General features: G+C 43.6%; 12 protein-coding genes and 1 pseudogene. 7 read left to right on the top strand and 6 right to left on the bottom strand.

The genetic code is table 11. The annotated features are described in order from the left end of the window. Positions 1-446 precede the first annotated feature (446 nt). The 3 genes from H6F92_RS05475 to H6F92_RS05485 all read left to right on the top strand — a co-directional run bounded on the left by H6F92_RS05475 (position 447) and on the right by H6F92_RS05485 (position 4,412). Positions 447-1,370, top strand: a complete 924-nt coding sequence (locus H6F92_RS05475) for a serine/threonine protein kinase (RefSeq protein WP_190357072.1) — start codon at positions 447-449, stop codon at positions 1,368-1,370. Between the two features lie 156 nt (positions 1,371-1,526). Next, positions 1,527-2,402, top strand: coding sequence for a glycine--tRNA ligase subunit alpha (glyQ, locus tag H6F92_RS05480; RefSeq protein WP_190357073.1), 876 nt, complete (start codon positions 1,527-1,529; stop codon positions 2,400-2,402). Positions 2,403-2,756: 354 nt separating this feature from the next. Next, positions 2,757-4,412, top strand: a complete 1,656-nt coding sequence (locus H6F92_RS05485) for a lipoxygenase family protein (RefSeq protein WP_190357074.1) — start codon at positions 2,757-2,759, stop codon at positions 4,410-4,412. Positions 4,413-4,546: 134 nt separating this feature from the next. On the opposite strand, the gene rpsJ is transcribed toward H6F92_RS05485, so the two are convergent. The 5 genes from rpsJ to rpsL all read right to left on the bottom strand — a co-directional run bounded on the left by rpsJ (position 4,547) and on the right by rpsL (position 9,565). Next, positions 4,547-4,864: a 30S ribosomal protein S10 gene (gene rpsJ / locus H6F92_RS05490; RefSeq protein ID WP_002740287.1), complete on the bottom strand. Its 318-nt coding sequence runs from the start codon at positions 4,862-4,864 to the stop codon at positions 4,547-4,549. 90 nt (positions 4,865-4,954) lie between these two features. Beyond that, positions 4,955-6,184 carry an elongation factor Tu gene (gene tuf, locus H6F92_RS05495; protein WP_002743584.1) on the bottom strand — a complete coding sequence of 410 codons (1,230 nt, stop codon included), beginning with the start codon at positions 6,182-6,184 and terminating at the stop codon, positions 4,955-4,957. 152 nt (positions 6,185-6,336) lie between these two features. Next, positions 6,337-8,412: an elongation factor G gene (fusA, locus tag H6F92_RS05500; RefSeq protein ID WP_190357075.1), complete on the bottom strand. Its 2,076-nt coding sequence runs from the start codon at positions 8,410-8,412 to the stop codon at positions 6,337-6,339. A 143-nt stretch (positions 8,413-8,555) separates the two neighbouring features. Further along, positions 8,556-9,026: a 30S ribosomal protein S7 gene (rpsG, locus tag H6F92_RS05505; protein ID WP_002758831.1), complete on the bottom strand. Its 471-nt coding sequence runs from the start codon at positions 9,024-9,026 to the stop codon at positions 8,556-8,558. 155 nt (positions 9,027-9,181) lie between these two features. Next, positions 9,182-9,565, bottom strand: a complete 384-nt coding sequence (gene rpsL / locus H6F92_RS05510) for a 30S ribosomal protein S12 (protein ID WP_002740176.1) — start codon at positions 9,563-9,565, stop codon at positions 9,182-9,184. Positions 9,566-9,984: 419 nt separating this feature from the next. Here rpsL and H6F92_RS26720 point away from each other — a divergent pair. The 4 genes and pseudogenes from H6F92_RS26720 to H6F92_RS05530 all read left to right on the top strand — a co-directional run bounded on the left by H6F92_RS26720 (position 9,985) and on the right by H6F92_RS05530 (position 14,127). Then, positions 9,985-10,320: pseudogene (locus H6F92_RS26720) on the top strand (type II toxin-antitoxin system RelE/ParE family toxin). Further along, positions 10,313-11,470, top strand: a complete 1,158-nt coding sequence (locus H6F92_RS05520) for a HigA family addiction module antitoxin (RefSeq protein ID WP_190357076.1) — start codon at positions 10,313-10,315, stop codon at positions 11,468-11,470. The pseudogene H6F92_RS26720 and the gene H6F92_RS05520 overlap by 8 nt, the downstream one beginning before the upstream one ends. An 88-nt stretch (positions 11,471-11,558) precedes the next feature. Beyond that, the gene (locus tag H6F92_RS05525; protein WP_072927091.1) at positions 11,559-12,755 is read left to right on the top strand and encodes a DNA double-strand break repair nuclease NurA; all 1,197 of its coding nucleotides are present in this window, start codon (positions 11,559-11,561) and stop codon (positions 12,753-12,755) included. A gap of 149 nt (positions 12,756-12,904) precedes the next feature. Continuing rightward, positions 12,905-14,127, top strand: a protein-coding gene (locus H6F92_RS05530) for an ISAzo13-like element ISMae28 family transposase (protein ID WP_190357077.1) whose coding sequence is annotated in 2 segments (ribosomal slippage) — positions 12,905-13,376 and positions 13,376-14,127 — 1,224 coding nt in all. Because the reading frame shifts where the segments join, the coding sequence is not laid out codon by codon here. Between the two features lie 433 nt (positions 14,128-14,560). Here H6F92_RS05530 and H6F92_RS05535 read toward each other — a convergent pair. Beyond that, positions 14,561-15,166: a LabA-like NYN domain-containing protein gene (locus H6F92_RS05535; RefSeq protein ID WP_002743578.1), complete on the bottom strand. Its 606-nt coding sequence runs from the start codon at positions 15,164-15,166 to the stop codon at positions 14,561-14,563. Positions 15,167-15,246: the final 80 nt, after the last annotated feature.

Consider the following 15,246-nt stretch of genomic DNA (forward strand, 5'->3'; position numbering starts at 1 on the left):
CAATAACAGAGGGACAGAGGTGGTTAGCTGAACGTTGGGAAAAACTGATAGTTTTATCGACGTAAGAAGCAGAAAAATTAGCTAAATTAACAGGATGTACTCTCAGAAAATTTGAAGAGAGATAGGCTTTTAGTGGCTTGGGAACAAGCTTTATCAATTTATTCATAATAAATTTGGCAGAGGATTAAAGATTAGTTATTGTCACTAACTCTTTTGATTAGAAAAAGATAAACTTGAGAATTTTCATTCAAATTTATTGACTCAAAATCCGCTGTACTTAATTTAAATGAATCAACCCTAGGGTTGGGGGGGTATTGCCTCCCGATGTCGGGGGGGTTGGGGGAGATTCAGCTAATCTAAGGATAGGCGGTTAAAATGCGTCTTAGCCTATTATTTGTGTTAATCTCATCTTTAGATATCAAAACCCCAAATCGTCTAAGGAGACAATGGCCGCCAATTCTCGGAATAAATCGCCCGTTTTTCTCGGCTGTTCCGGCAGAATCGCTATTTTTTGCCTCTTGATGTTACTATCGGCGGCAATAGGCTGGTTAATCGGTAAACAGTGGGTTAAACACAGCAATCAACCCCAAACCGTTAAACCCGTTTTTGCCACGGAGGAAAATAATTTTAATTCTGCCACAGATCGGGCATGGCAACGGAAAGCCGAGATGAGAAAGCGCCGTCTAGAGTTGGGAATTGATGGTCAGTTTTTTAAAAATCTCGTCAATGAATTGTTTAGCCTCCGCTATGGGGATATCAAAGAGGAAAAACAGAAACAGGAACAAAGAGATATTTTAGCAGCAGAAATCCTCGATCGCTTAGAACTTCTCGATTCTGGCACTAGAGAAGCATTAGGTAGCTACGACGAGCAACAGCGAGAAAAATGGCGAGAACAAGTGAATCAGTTACGTTTAAGCAGTAGAGTCCTTAATTTACTCACTGATACTGCTTTTTTTCAGCTATTTCCCGAATTGACAGAAAGACCAAATTTTGATAGCGGCTTAGGTCAACTATGGAGTGGTTTGGCCTGGAATCAGTTACAATCTTTACAGTCTGGCCTATCCTACCAAGCGATCGAAAGTTTAGACGCGGGGGGAGAGGAAGTGATCGAGGCAATTCTCAGCGAGGGACAAGGAAAAGCCTATGCAATAAAATTGCGTTCCAGTGATCGGTTAGACTTAAATTTAGAGACGGAAGGCGAAGTTTTACTATCTTTCTACTCTCCCACGGGTAATATTACCCTTTTAGACAAGTCTAGCGATCGGCAATGGTCCGGTCAATTACCCGAAGAGGGATTTTATGAATTAGTTATTCTCCCCCAATCTTCTACCCCTGTTCACTTTCGCTTGCAGTTAAAAGTAAGTCAATGACTTTAACCGTCAGGAGACAGTTATCAGTTATCAGTTATCAGTTATCAGTTATCAGTTTACTGATCACTGAAAAGCTCCCCACTTCCCCACTTCATAATTTATAATTTATAATTTATAATTTATAATTCCCCTAATCCGCTTTTTTACTTTTTTCCCATGTCTTTAACTTTCCAGGCTGTTATCGCTAAATTAAATGAATTTTGGGCCGATCGCGGTTGTTTAGTTGCTCAACCCTATGATACCGAAAAAGGTGCAGGAACCATGAGTCCCCACACTTTTTTAAGGGCAATTGGTCCGGAACCTTGGGCCGTTGCCTATGTGGAACCCTGTCGTCGTCCTACGGATGGCCGTTATGGCGAAAATCCCAATCGTTTTCAGCATTACTATCAATATCAAGTCCTAATTAAACCCTCTCCTGATAATATTCAGGAAATCTATTTAGACTCCCTGCGGGTGTTAGGAATTCACCCAGAAGATCACGATATTCGCTTCGTGGAAGATAACTGGGAATCTCCCACCCTCGGCGCTTGGGGTGTGGGTTGGGAAGTGTGGTTAGATGGTATGGAAATCACTCAGTTTACCTACTTTCAACAGTGTGGGGGCATCGATTGTCGTCCCGTGGCGATCGAAATTACCTACGGTTTAGAAAGATTAGCCATGTATCTGCAAGATGTGGAGGCAATTAATAAAATTCAATGGAATGAAAATATCCTCTACGGTGATATTTTTCTGCAAAATGAAATCGAACAATGTACCTACAATTTTGAGGCTTCTAATCCTGAATTATTATTTAGTTTATTCAGTTTATATGAACAGGAAGCTAAACAATTAATTGATCGCTCTCTGGTGATTCCCAGTCTAGATTATGTTCTCAAATGTTCCCATAGTTTTAATTTACTCGATGCTAGAGGTGTGATTGCTGTAGCTGAAAGAACCCGTTATATCGGCAGAATTCGCAATTTAGCCCGACAGGTTGCTCAATTGTATTTACAGCAACGAGAAGCTTTAGGTTTTCCCCTACAAACGGTTTAGCAATCAGTTATTCTAGCCGTCAGCATTTTCAGTAATCAGTAATCAGCTATCAGTTATCAGATGCGAGTTTTCAGTTCACTGTTCACTGTTCACTGATAAAATCTCCCCAACCTCAAACCAGCAACTTTGTACCTCATAGATCCGAGAATTAATATATTAAGTTTTGCAAACAGAGGCAATATTTCGGGAATCTAACCCAGTGCTAACTGTATATAATAGGTGACACTATATCTAGCCAGTAATTTACCTCAAAAGACCCTTTTCTCAGAGGTAATTCCTTACCTTGACTAGCCTATTAGTGCCAGGAAAAAGACCAAACTTTTTAAGTTCTAATTTTTTAGACAAGGAGTTACTTTGCTGACACCATCGCTACCCCAAAATGATCCTGATCCAGCCAAAAGACAAGATCTATTAAGACGACAAAAACAAGTGTACGTCTATGATTCCGTTAATGGTATCACCCTCGTCAAAGATTTACCCACCCACGAAAACTTTTCTATTTCCTATCAAGTAATGCGGGGTAAAGGTTTCAGTGCTTTAATTGCCAATGGAGTGGCCACAAGAGTAGAAAATATCTTCGATCCCTTTGACAAATTAGAAGATTACGAAGAACTTTTTCCCATCCTTCCCAAACCCACAAGTATTAAAACTTGGCAATCTAACACAAGTTTTGCCTACCAAAGATTAGCAGGAGCAAATCCCATGGTAATTCGCGGGATTAGCAGCTTACCAGATAATTTCCCAGTCACCGATGCTATCTTCCAAAAAGCCATGGGACCGGATAAAACCATTGCCTCGGAAGCCGCTAAGGGTAACTTATTTCTAGCAGATTATGCCCCCCTACACCACCTAACTTTAGGCAGTTATCAAAAGGGTATGAAAACTGTAACAGCACCTCTTGTCCTTTTCTGTTGGCGTGCTAGAGGTTTACGCGGTCAAGGGGGATTAGTACCTGTTGCCATTCAATTATATCAGGATCCTACCCAACCTAATCAGCGCATCTATACCCCCGATGACGGACTTAATTGGTTAATGGCGAAGATTTTCGTGCAAATTGCCGACGGAAATCATCATGAATTAGTTAGTCACCTCAGCCATACCCATTTAGTAGCGGAAGCTTTTGTTTTAGCCACAGCTACCGAGTTAGCACTCAATCATCCTCTGGCAATTCTATTAAGACCTCATTTTCAATTTACCCTCGCCATTAATAGTTTAGCCGAGAGCGAGTTAATTAACCCCGGCGGATTCGTTGATCGTCTATTAGCGGGGACGCTAGAAGCATCTATCGAGATAATTAAGACTTCCTATCGTCAAAGATTGGATAATTTCGCCGATTATACCCTACCCAAGCAATTAGCCTTCCGCCAAGTCGATGATACCTCCCTACTACCAGATTACCCCTACCGAGACGATGCTCTCTTACTTTGGCAAGCAACGGAAACCTACGTCAAAGATTACCTAAGTCTTTACTATACTTCCGACGCGGATGTAAACAAGGATACAGAATTACAAGCTTGGGTGCGAAAATTGATGTCACCTGAAGGTGGAGGCATTAAAAAATTAGTTTCTGACGGAAAATTAGACACTTTAGCCAAATTAATCGAAGTTGTCACCCAGATAATTTTTATTGCTGGACCACAACACGCGGCGGTTAATTATTCTCAATACGATTATCTCGCCTTTTGCGCGAATATTCCCCTAGCCGGTTATCAATCTCCTCCCAAAGCATCTGAGGAGGTGGATATGGATTATATTCTCCGTCTTTTGCCCCCCCAGGCCCAGGCCACTTATCAATTGGAAATTATGCACACTTTAACAGCTTTTCAATTCAACCGTTTTGGTTATCCATCCCGAAATGATTTCCCAGATCAACGCACTTACCCGATTTTGGCGGTTTTCCAAGCTAAATTAAAAGCGATCGAAAATGAGATCGATCGGCGCAATTCAACCCGAATTACGCCTTATATTTTCCTGAAACCCTCTCGCATCCCCAATAGTATCAATATTTAAAGAGCAACCGCCACCTTGATGGGCTGCTGGGGTATCTAATGGCGATTCTCGTCCACAAAAACTAGACGAGAAACACCATGACAAAGAGTCTCTAAGAAAAAAAGATGTTAGCGATAACATCTTTTTGGCATTTTTTACAATTTAACTTCAATATCAACCCCTGCGGGTAGATCTAATTTCATCAAGGCATCGATTGTCTTAGAAGAGGGTTGGTAAATATCAATAATGCGGCGATGGGTGCGGGTTTCAAAATGTTCACGGGAGTCCTTGTCAACGTGAGGGGAACGCAGGACACAATAAATCTTTCTTTTTGTCGGTAGGGGAATCGGTCCGATCGCTGTGGCGTTAGTTCTATTGGCAGTATCGACAATCTTCTCACAGGAAGTATCGAGTAAGCGCTGGTCAAAAGCTTTCAAACGAATGCGAATTTTCTGTTGTTGTAGCGTAGCCATAATTTCACCTATTGCAATTGTCAAGGTACAAAATAAAGACAGTAACGGAGCAGCTTTTAAATTCACTGCCCCGTTAATTAGTAGATTAGCCTACTTGATAATTTTCGAGATAACGCCAGAACCGATGGTGCGACCACCTTCGCGAATAGCGAAGCGCATACCCTGTTCAATAGCGATCGGGTTGATCAGTTCCACGGTCATTTTGATCCGGTCTCCCGGCATGACCATTTCTACAGTGCTGCCATCATCGGCGGTGTAGTCTTGGATCGTCCCAGTTACGTCGGTTGTCCGCACATAAAACTGAGGACGATAGTTTTTAAAGAAAGGAGTGTGACGACCACCTTCTCCTGCAGTTAACACATACACCTCCCCCTCAAACTGGGTGTGGGGTTTGATTGTACCCGGTTTAGCGATCACCATGCCGCGCTCGATGTCGGTTTTTTGGATACCACGCAGGAGGATACCAGCGTTGTCACCGGCCATCCCTTGCTCAAGACTTTTCTTGAACATTTCGATCCCGGTGACGGTGGTGGGGCGAGTTTCTCTGATCCCGACCAATTCCACGTTATCACCCACTTTCACAATACCGCGTTCGATCCGACCGGTAGCCACCGTCCCCCGACCAGTAATCGAGAATACGTCTTCTACCGCCATCAGGAAGGGTTTATCGATATCCCGTTCGGGGGTGGGGATATAGCTATCTACCGCTTCCATTAATTCATAAATTGCGTCCACCCACTCGTTATCGCCTTTTTGGGCCTTGGGATTTTTGGTCATGTAGTCGAGGGCTTCTTTCGCAGAACCGGCAATAATGGGGATATCGTCGCCAGCAAAGTCGTAACTGGTGAGAAGTTCGCGTACTTCCAGTTCTACGAGTTCCAGTAACTCCTCATCGTCCACCATATCTTTTTTGTTGAGGAAGACCACCAGGTTAGGTACACCCACCTGACGAGCCAGCAGGATATGTTCCCGGGTTTGGGGCATCGGGCCATCGGCGGCCGAGACCACGAGAATACCACCGTCCATCTGTGCCGCACCGGTGATCATGTTTTTTACATAGTCGGCGTGGCCAGGGCAGTCAACGTGTGCATAGTGGCGATCAGCGGTTTCGTACTCAACGTGAGCGGTGTTGATGGTGATCCCGCGGGCTTTTTCTTCGGGAGCGGCATCGATTTCATCGTATTTTTTAGCTTGGGCATTACCCAGAGCCGCTAGGGTCATAGTGATAGCGGCGGTGAGGGTAGTTTTGCCGTGGTCAACGTGACCGATCGTACCGATGTTAACGTGGGGTTTCGTCCGTTCAAATTTAGCGCGTGCCATTTACTTTCTGTTCCTTTGTTTTTTTTCTTCTTCAGCTGGGTAAACAGTAATCAGTTACCAGAGATCGGTTTTAAGTTAGCAGTTATTAGAGTTGACCGATCGAATTTAAATGATCGGTTTATTCCCACTGCTCACTGGTCACTGGTCACTGATTAACCGTTCCCTTTACTTTTGGTGATAATCGCCTCAGCCACGTTGCGGGGGACTTCTTCGTAATGGCTAAATTCCATGGTGAAGATGCCCCGTCCTTGGGTTTTGGAGCGAATATCAGTGGCGTAACCAAACATTTCCGCTAGGGGAACTTTAGCGGAGACTTTGGCGATGCCGGTCTCGGTTTCTTGACCTTCGATTTGTCCCCGACGGGAGTTAAGATCACCGATGACGTTACCGATGAAGTCTTCGGGTACTTCCACTTCCACCTTCATCATCGGTTCTAGGAGAACGGGAGAAGCTTTCATCACCGCTTCTTTGATCGCCATGGAACCGGCAATCTTAAAGGCCATCTCGGAGGAGTCCACATCGTGGAAAGAACCATCTACAAGGGTTGCTTTCAGGTCGATGACGGGATAACCCGCTACAATCCCCGATTCGCAAGCTTCTTTCATCCCTTGTTCTGACGGACTGATGTATTCTTTGGGGATAGCACCACCGACAATTTTGGAGACGAAGACAAAGCCTGACCCCGGTTCACCCGGTTCGAGTTCGATGACGACGTGGCCGTACTGCCCTTTACCGCCACTTTGACGGATAAATTTACCCTCAGCGCGCACGGGTTTCCGCACAGTTTCCCGATAGGCCACCTGGGGAGCGCCCACCGTCGCTTCGACTTTGTATTCCCGGAGCATTCGATCGACCAGGATTTCCAGGTGCAGTTCTCCCATTCCAGCGATTACCGTTTGATTGGTTTCGGGATCAACTTTGACCCGGAAGGTGGGATCTTCATCGGAGAGAGCTTGCAGAGCTTTGCTGAGTTTCTCGATGTCCTGTTTGGTTTTCGGTTCCACCGCCACGGAGATAACCGGTTCGGGGATAAAGAGGGATTCTAGGATAATCGGGTTCTTCTCATCACAGAGGGTATCCCCGGTAATGGTGTTTTTCAGTCCGATCGCCGCTCCCAGATCACCGGCGCGCAGTTCATCCACTTCGATCCGTTCGTTGGATTTGAGGATGATCAGGCGAGCGATCCGTTCTTTGGTTCCTTTGGTGGAGTTGTAGGCGTAGCTGCCTTTAGCTAGTACACCGGAATAGACCCGTAGGAAGGTTAAACGACCGAAGGGATCGGCCATGATTTTGAAGGCCAGGGCCGAGAAGGGCGCATCGTCCTTGGCTTCCCGGATTGCCTCGCTGCCATCGGGAAGAATCCCTTTAACGGCGGCTACTTCCGAGGGTGAGGGCAGATAATCGACGACGGCATCGAGGAGCAGTTGTACCCCTTTGTTTTTGAAAGCCGAGCCGCAGAGGACGGGAACAATTGTACCAGCAATCGTCCCTTCTCTGAGACCGCGTTTGATTTCGGCTTCGGTGAGTTCTTCACCTTCTAGATATTTTTCTAGGAGTTCTTCATCAGCTTCCGCTACAGCCTCCACCAGCTGCAGGCGGAATTCTTCGGCCTTTTCCAATAAGTCTTCGGGAATGTCGGTTTCTTCTATGTCTTTCCCTAGATCGTCCTTATATATATAGGCGCGCATCTTGACGAGATCAACGATCCCGCTCAGTTCGCTTTCCGCGCCGATCGGCATTTGGATGGGAACGGCGTTAGTTCTGAGGCGATCTCTTAATTGTTCGTAAACTTTGAAGAAGTTCGCCCCCGTTCTGTCCATTTTGTTGACAAAGGCAATCCGGGGTACTTTGTACCGATCGGCTTGTCTCCAGACGGTTTCTGATTGGGGTTGTACACCACCAACAGAGCAGAAAACCGCCACTACTCCATCGAGTACCCGCATGGAACGTTCCACTTCAATGGTGAAATCGACGTGGCCGGGGGTGTCAATGATGTTGATGCGATGATCTTGCCAACTGGTACTGATGGCGGCGGCGGTGATGGTGATTCCTCGCTCCCGTTCCTGTTCCATCCAGTCGGTAATTGCCGTTCCGTCGTGGACTTCGCCCAGTTTATGAGCGACTCCCGTGTAGAACAGGATTCTTTCTGTTGTCGTTGTTTTGCCCGCGTCTATGTGAGCGGCGATTCCGATGTTTCGCACTCTCTCTAGCGGGATAGTCCGTGCCACAGCAACCTCCTTGCTTTGCTTGCCAGTGATGGGGTTTTGTTCTAGGATTTTTTACACTATTTACAATTCTATACTTTTCTTGACAGTTTTTTGGCGGCAGCGGTGTAGTCCACCGCCCTTAAAGTATCTTTAAAGTATCTTTCTTAGTAACGATAGTGGGCAAAGGCTTTGTTTGCCTCTGCCATCCGGTGGGTTTCTTCCCGTTTTTTGATCGTGCCGCCGGTTTCATTGGCTGCGTCCATGATCTCGTTGGCTAGTTTACCTGCCATGGTTTTGCCGCCTCTGGTTCTGGCATAATGGACTAACCAACGCAGTGCCAATGTACTACCACGATTGCTGCGTACTTCCATCGGCACTTGATAGGTGGCTCCACCGACCCGGCGGGCTTTCACTTCCACTAGGGGGGTGGCGTTTTTAACGGCTTTTTCAAATACTTCTAGGGGTTCTTGACCGGTACGTTCGCCGACGGTTTTCAGGGCATCGTAAACGATGTTAGCAGCTAGGGATTTTTTGCCCGATCGCATGATCCGGCGGATGGTCATGCTGACTAAACAGCTATTGTAAACGGGATCGGGGGGAATAGGACGTTTTTTGACGTTTTTACGGCGAGACATCGGAATATTCCTGAATTTTCTAGGTTAACTTTAACTTTTGCTTGACAGTCGGATGATTACAGCCCATCTCAAACCCTCTCCTGCGAGTTTTCAGTCTCTTGGGTTAACTTTGACCGACTCGGTGAGAGTATTTTTTTGGTTAATCAATTCCCTGTTTATTTAGCGGCGGGTTTGGGGCGTTTGGTTCCGTACTTAGACCGCGCCTTTTGACGGTTTTTCACCCCGGTGGCATCGAGGGTGCCGCGAATGATGTGATATCTGACTCCGGGTAGATCTTTGACCCGACCGCCGCGAATGAGGACGACCGAGTGTTCTTGCAGGTTATGACCGATGCCCGGGATGTAGGCTGTCACCTCAAATCCAGAGGTCAAACGTACCCTAGCCACTTTCCGTAGGGCTGAGTTGGGTTTTTTCGGTGTGGTGGTATATACTCTTGTACAAACTCCCCGACGTTGGGGGCATTGTTTGAGGGCGGGAGATTTGGTTTTTCTTTTCGCTTTGGATCTTTCGTCGCGTATTAATTGCTGAATGGTGGGCATGATAGGGCTGTATCTAAGGTTACTCTGAACTCCTTTTACCGAAGGTCAAATCGTTGACAAAAGGCCATTATAGCAAATTGTCGCTCTTGTTGTCAAGTCAGGGATTGTGCTTTTCTCCGGTTTAGAGGTTTAGAGATTGTCTTTTTCTTGGGCAGCGGCGGCACTTAATTTGAGCGTTATTAGGCGATAAAATTATATTTTCGTTGTTTTGGATTGCTAGTGCAATTTTAGCAATAATTATCACCTGATTAATCGGCTAATATCTGAAAAACTGTCTCTAGCTAACCTCATTTTCAGAACTGGTGTCTAGACTATTAGCTCTTAACGCTATATTTAGAGCTTTTGTACTGGATGCACCAGAGGCTATCATAAAATATTGTTAACCTTTGAGGTTAACAATATTACAAGGGTCATCTACAATGGATATTGTATTTAAGGAAAAAAAATTTGAGAACGAATGCAATAGCCAAAGACTACTGAAAAAACAGTATGGAGAGAAGATGGCTAAGAAAATCAGGTAAAGACTCGATGACTTAAAAGCAGTTATTGTCCTGGAGGAAATGCGAGTGCTACCGGGACGTTGCCACGAATTGTTATATAACCGTGCTGGACAACTATCTCTAGATTTAGTTCATCCTCTCAGACTAATTTTTGAGCCAGCTAATATACCGATTCCTCGAAAAGCAGACGGGGGAATTGATTGGCAGAAAGTAACCGCAGTCGTAATTATTGGCATAGATGACACCCATGACTAATACTATTGAGAACAGATATGCACCGGATTTTATTTCTCCACCGGGAGAAACCCTTGCCGAAATCCTAGAAGAAAGAAATATGTCTCAATCGGAACTCGCCCAACGCATGGGCAGACCAAAAAAGACTATCAATGAGATCATAAAAGGTAAAGCGGAGATTACTATCGATACCGCCTTACAGATAGAGTTAGTGTTAGGAACTCCCGCCAGTTTCTGGATAGAGCGCGAAAGACTTTATCGGGAATATTTAGCGAGAAAAAATGAGAATCAAAGATTAAAAGGTTATTTAGGCTGGTTAAAACAAATTCCTTATCGGCAGCTGACTGAATTAGGCTGGCTCAAGTTTGATGAGGATAAAATAGAGCAATTACGAGAGAGCTTGAATTTTTTTGCCGTTGTCTCCCCTGAGCAATGGGAGGAGATTTGGGGGATAAATTTATCGATTGATTTGAGAAAGTCTCAGGGGTTTGAGAGCGATCGAGGGGCAATAACGGCATGGTTACGTCAAGGAGAAATAGAAGCATCGAAAATTAATTGTGCTGATTACAACGAGTTGAAATTCAGAGATGCCTTGCGACAAATTCGTTCGTTAACTGTTAAGTCTATCGAGGTATTTCAACCGCAAATGATCGAGCTTTGTGCGGCAGCGGGGGTTGCCTTAGCCTTTGTCCCTGAACTTCCGAAAACAAGGGTACACGGTGCTACCCGTTGGTTAGGTTCTCACAGAGCTTTAATTCAATTGAGCGATCGATACAAAACAAATGATCATTTTTGGTTTTCTTTTTTTCATGAAGCTGGTCATATTTTATTACATGGGAAACGAACTTTATTTTTAGAGGGGCAAGATATTCAAGATACAATTAAAGAAAAAGAGGCGGATGTTTTTGCGGCTAATTTCTTAATTGATCCTGGAGATTGGCAGAGATTTATCGCCAATAATTCTCTGAATAGAAAAGCTATTAATCAATTTGCCGAACAACTAGGAATACACCCTGGTATTATTGTTGGTAGAATGCAACATGAGCAAATTACTTCTTATCAAAACTATAATGATCTTAAGGAGAAATATTGTCTAAATACGCAGAATTCCTTTTTGGTATTGACGAGCGACTCCCCAAAAGGAAAACTTCCTATCTCACTATTAAGATAACTGCTGTAAGCGGAGATTACTAAGGATAAATTTGGCAATAAGTGACAAAGTTGCGATAAAATCAAAAAAAGTCAGGGAGAGGATAGTTATGCTCGATCTTGCGAAATTAGCGGCAAAAATGCCAGGAATCAGTCAACATTTTCAACAGGAAGTGACAGCTAGTCGCGAGCGAGTGCAACGGGCTAAAATTCTTTTAGAACAAGCTCAACAGCAACAGGAAAAACTACTAGAACTCTATCATAACTGGCACGATCGCCTAATTTTCTCTGTCGCGCTACCGATCGAACCTCTCGACACCCGCATTACTATCCTTCCCGCTCCCGAAAGTCATAGCGTTTTTGCCACGGATGGTTCCCAAATTGCCCCTTCTCACCACGAAATTGCCTACTGTTATCTAATTAATATCGGTAGGATCATGTTGCACTATGGCCAAAATTTGCACCCGCTCCTCGATAGCATTCCCGAAGTCTATTACAAATCAGAAGACCTCTACATTTCTAAACAGTGGGGTATTCGCGTGGATGAGTGGATGAGTTATCGTCGGACGGTATTAGAAAGCCAAATGTTAGCGGAAATGGCTACTCGTTGGGTAAAACCCCCCGGCGCCCATTATGAACCAAATTTAGCCCTCGTGGATGGTTCTTTGATCTATTGGTTTATCGATAGTCTCCCCCCGGAAGCAAAAGATTTAATTTTGCCGCCGATTTTTCAGTCTTGGGACGATTTGCGCTCGGCTAAAATCCCGCTTATAGGTTATATTAGTGCTTCTCGTAGCACGGAAGGCTTAAATTTCCTGCGTTTACAATCTTGTCCCCATGATACTCCCAATTGCTTGATCAATTGCGGTGATTTAGACCCAGAAAAAACCCCTTGTCGCGTTGTCGATCCTCTCCGGGATGCTTCTCTCTGGGGTTATTTATTGGAACCGGGGCAAAGAAGTCCTTTTTGGCGCAGTTCTTTGAAAATACTCGATCTTTATGGGGATGAACATCGCATTTACTTCTGTTATCTCCATGTGGGGACGGAAATCGCTAGGGTAGAGGTTCCTGCTTGGGTGGTGGAGGAGCGAGAATTACTCGATCGCTCTTTGAGTATTTTACTGGCCCAGGTGTTAAAAGGTTATGGTTATCCGATCGCCTTAGCGGAAGCGCACAATTTAGCGGTGATTAAAGGTGGCGATCGCTTGCGTTTTTTTGCCCTTTTGGAACAACAGATGATTAAAGTCGGTTTACAGGATGTGGGAACATCTTATAAGGAAGCGAGAAAACGCAGTAGTATTGCTTAGGGACTTCCAAAAAATAAACTATTCATCCTCAAGAATAATAATCATTCTCGGAGTGTGGGAGGTAGGGATCGATGGTTGCCCCCTCCTTCCAATTTTGTAGTAGAATTAATCCTGTACATTATTAATCAAGTTTTTCTTTTTAAGAATATATGGAATTAACTGATTCCCTCAAGAAATTGCTCAGTGAAACTGCACTTCAATTAAAAGGTGCAGCTAAAAGAAGATTCATGGCGCAAACAGTCTTAGAATTAGGCTATGGGGGACAAACCCTTGCTGCACAGGAGTTAGGCTGGAATCGAACTACTATTCGTCAAGGAATTAAAGAACTAAAAAGAGGCATTATTTGTGTTGATAATCATTCAGCTAAGGGGCGGAAAAAAGCAGAAGAACATTTACCTTTTCTATTGGAAAACATCAAAAATTTAGTGGATTCTCAAAGCCAAACTGACCCAAGTTTTAAAAGCCAAAGGCTTTATGTGAGACTGAGTGCGGCCGAAGTCCGAAAGCAATTAATCTCTAAATATGGGTACAGTGATGAGGATTTACCGAGCGAGGAAACTATTCGGGTTAAATTAAATAACTTAGGTTATCGTCTGAAAAGAGTCGCTAAAGTTTTACCTAAAAAAAAATTCCAGAAACCGAGGCAATCTTTGAGGAATTAGCTAACATTAATCGGGAAGCGGATGAAGACCCTACGATGTTACGTCTTAGTTTAGATGCCAAAGCCCGTGTTAATATTGGACTGTTTGATCGAGGAGGTAAAAATAGAATAACTGTCGAAACAAACGATCATGATTTTAATCCGAAAACAACCCTAACCCCTTACGGAATATTTATTCCAGAATTTGATGAGTTGTTTTTGTATTTCACTACCTCCACAGTCACCAGTGACTTTATTGTTGATATATTAGAGGATTTCTGGGAATCTGAAAAATCTCGTTTTGAGAAAATTAAAACTTTGATAATTAATCAAGATAATGGCTCAGAAAATAATTCGAGACGAACTCAGTTTATGAAACGTATAGTTGAGTTTTCCCAAAAATATCAAGTTAATATACGTTTAGCTTACTATCCCCCCTACCATAGTAAATATAATCCTATTGAACGAACCTGGGCTGTGTTAGAAAACCATTGGAATGGGAGTATTTTAGATGAAATAGAAACCGCTTTGAAATTCGCCCAAACTATGACTTGGAAAGGAAAACACCCGATTGTTAAGTTGATTACTGAAACTTACGAAAAAGGAGTAAAGCTTACTAAAAAAGCCAGGGAAAAAATCGAAGAAAAAATCGAACGTCTCACAGAATCAACGAATCAAGACTTTCCCGATTTGGGGCAATGGTTTATTGATATTTATTATGATAAGACCTAGTTTCTAGTTAACTAAGATGGTTAGCTAAAAACTGTATTTGATTCTTTAACTTGTCCTTGTTATACTCGAAAAAGCTCGGAAGTATAAAAGTTTATGCTGCTATTTTTTTTCGGAAAAATAGGTTGTAATGGGAGACTCTTTGTTTTCCTAGACAAAAATAATTACTTTTTCAAAAAAACACTTTTCTATTTTTTTGTTGGGTATTTTATTCTCTGGAAGTCCCTTAATTGAGGAGGCAGCAGATGGGGAGTGGTCACTGATAACTGATAACTGGTCACTGATAACTGATAACTGGTCACTGATAACTGATAACTGATAACTGATAACTGGTCACTGATAACTGGTCACTGATAACTGGTCACTGATAACTGATAACTGATAACTGAAAAAGGTGGGAATTACCCACCTTTAACTTGATTTTTGCTGAATTTTTCTAGCGACTGCTACGATCTTGGTCTAAGACGCTGACGGGGAAATTATTATAACTAACGTGATGTTTGCTAGTTTTTTGAATTTCTTCTTTGATTTGATCTAGATCAACATAGCGATCGGCTACATTAATTAAACTATCACTGGTCATCGATCGCAAACTAACCACTTCTACTCGCGCACCGCGGTAACTGACGGAATCGGCAGCATAGGCTAAATCCCCATCACCACTGACAATAACTGCGGTATCATAGGAACCCACTAGAGCCATTAAATCCACGGCGATTTCCACGTCGAGATTGGCTTTTTTGGAACCATCGGGTAATTGTACTAGATCTTTAGCGATGACTCGATAACCGTTGCGACGCATCCAGAGGAGAAATCCCTGCTGTTTTTCGTTAGTGCGATCAACTCCAGTATAAAAGAAGGCACGCAAGAGACGAGAACCAGCAGTTAAACGACAAAGTAATTTGGTGTAGTCAATTTCGATACCTAATTGCAGAGCCGCATAGAATAAATTAGAACCATCGATGAAAATCGCCACACGGCCGCGATTTTCTAGCACTTGTTCGGGGGTGAAGACTGGGGCCGTGTCATAATCATCAAACATTTTATTTTTCCTCGTTTGTTAAAAGTTTAGTGTTGGGTGTTTGCCAGTTGTATCCGAAAGGACAAGAGACCTTAAAAAAT

It is taken from the genome of Microcystis wesenbergii FACHB-1317 (genome assembly GCF_014696875.1).
In the GTDB taxonomy this organism is placed as follows: domain Bacteria; phylum Cyanobacteriota; class Cyanobacteriia; order Cyanobacteriales; family Microcystaceae; genus Microcystis; species Microcystis wesenbergii_A.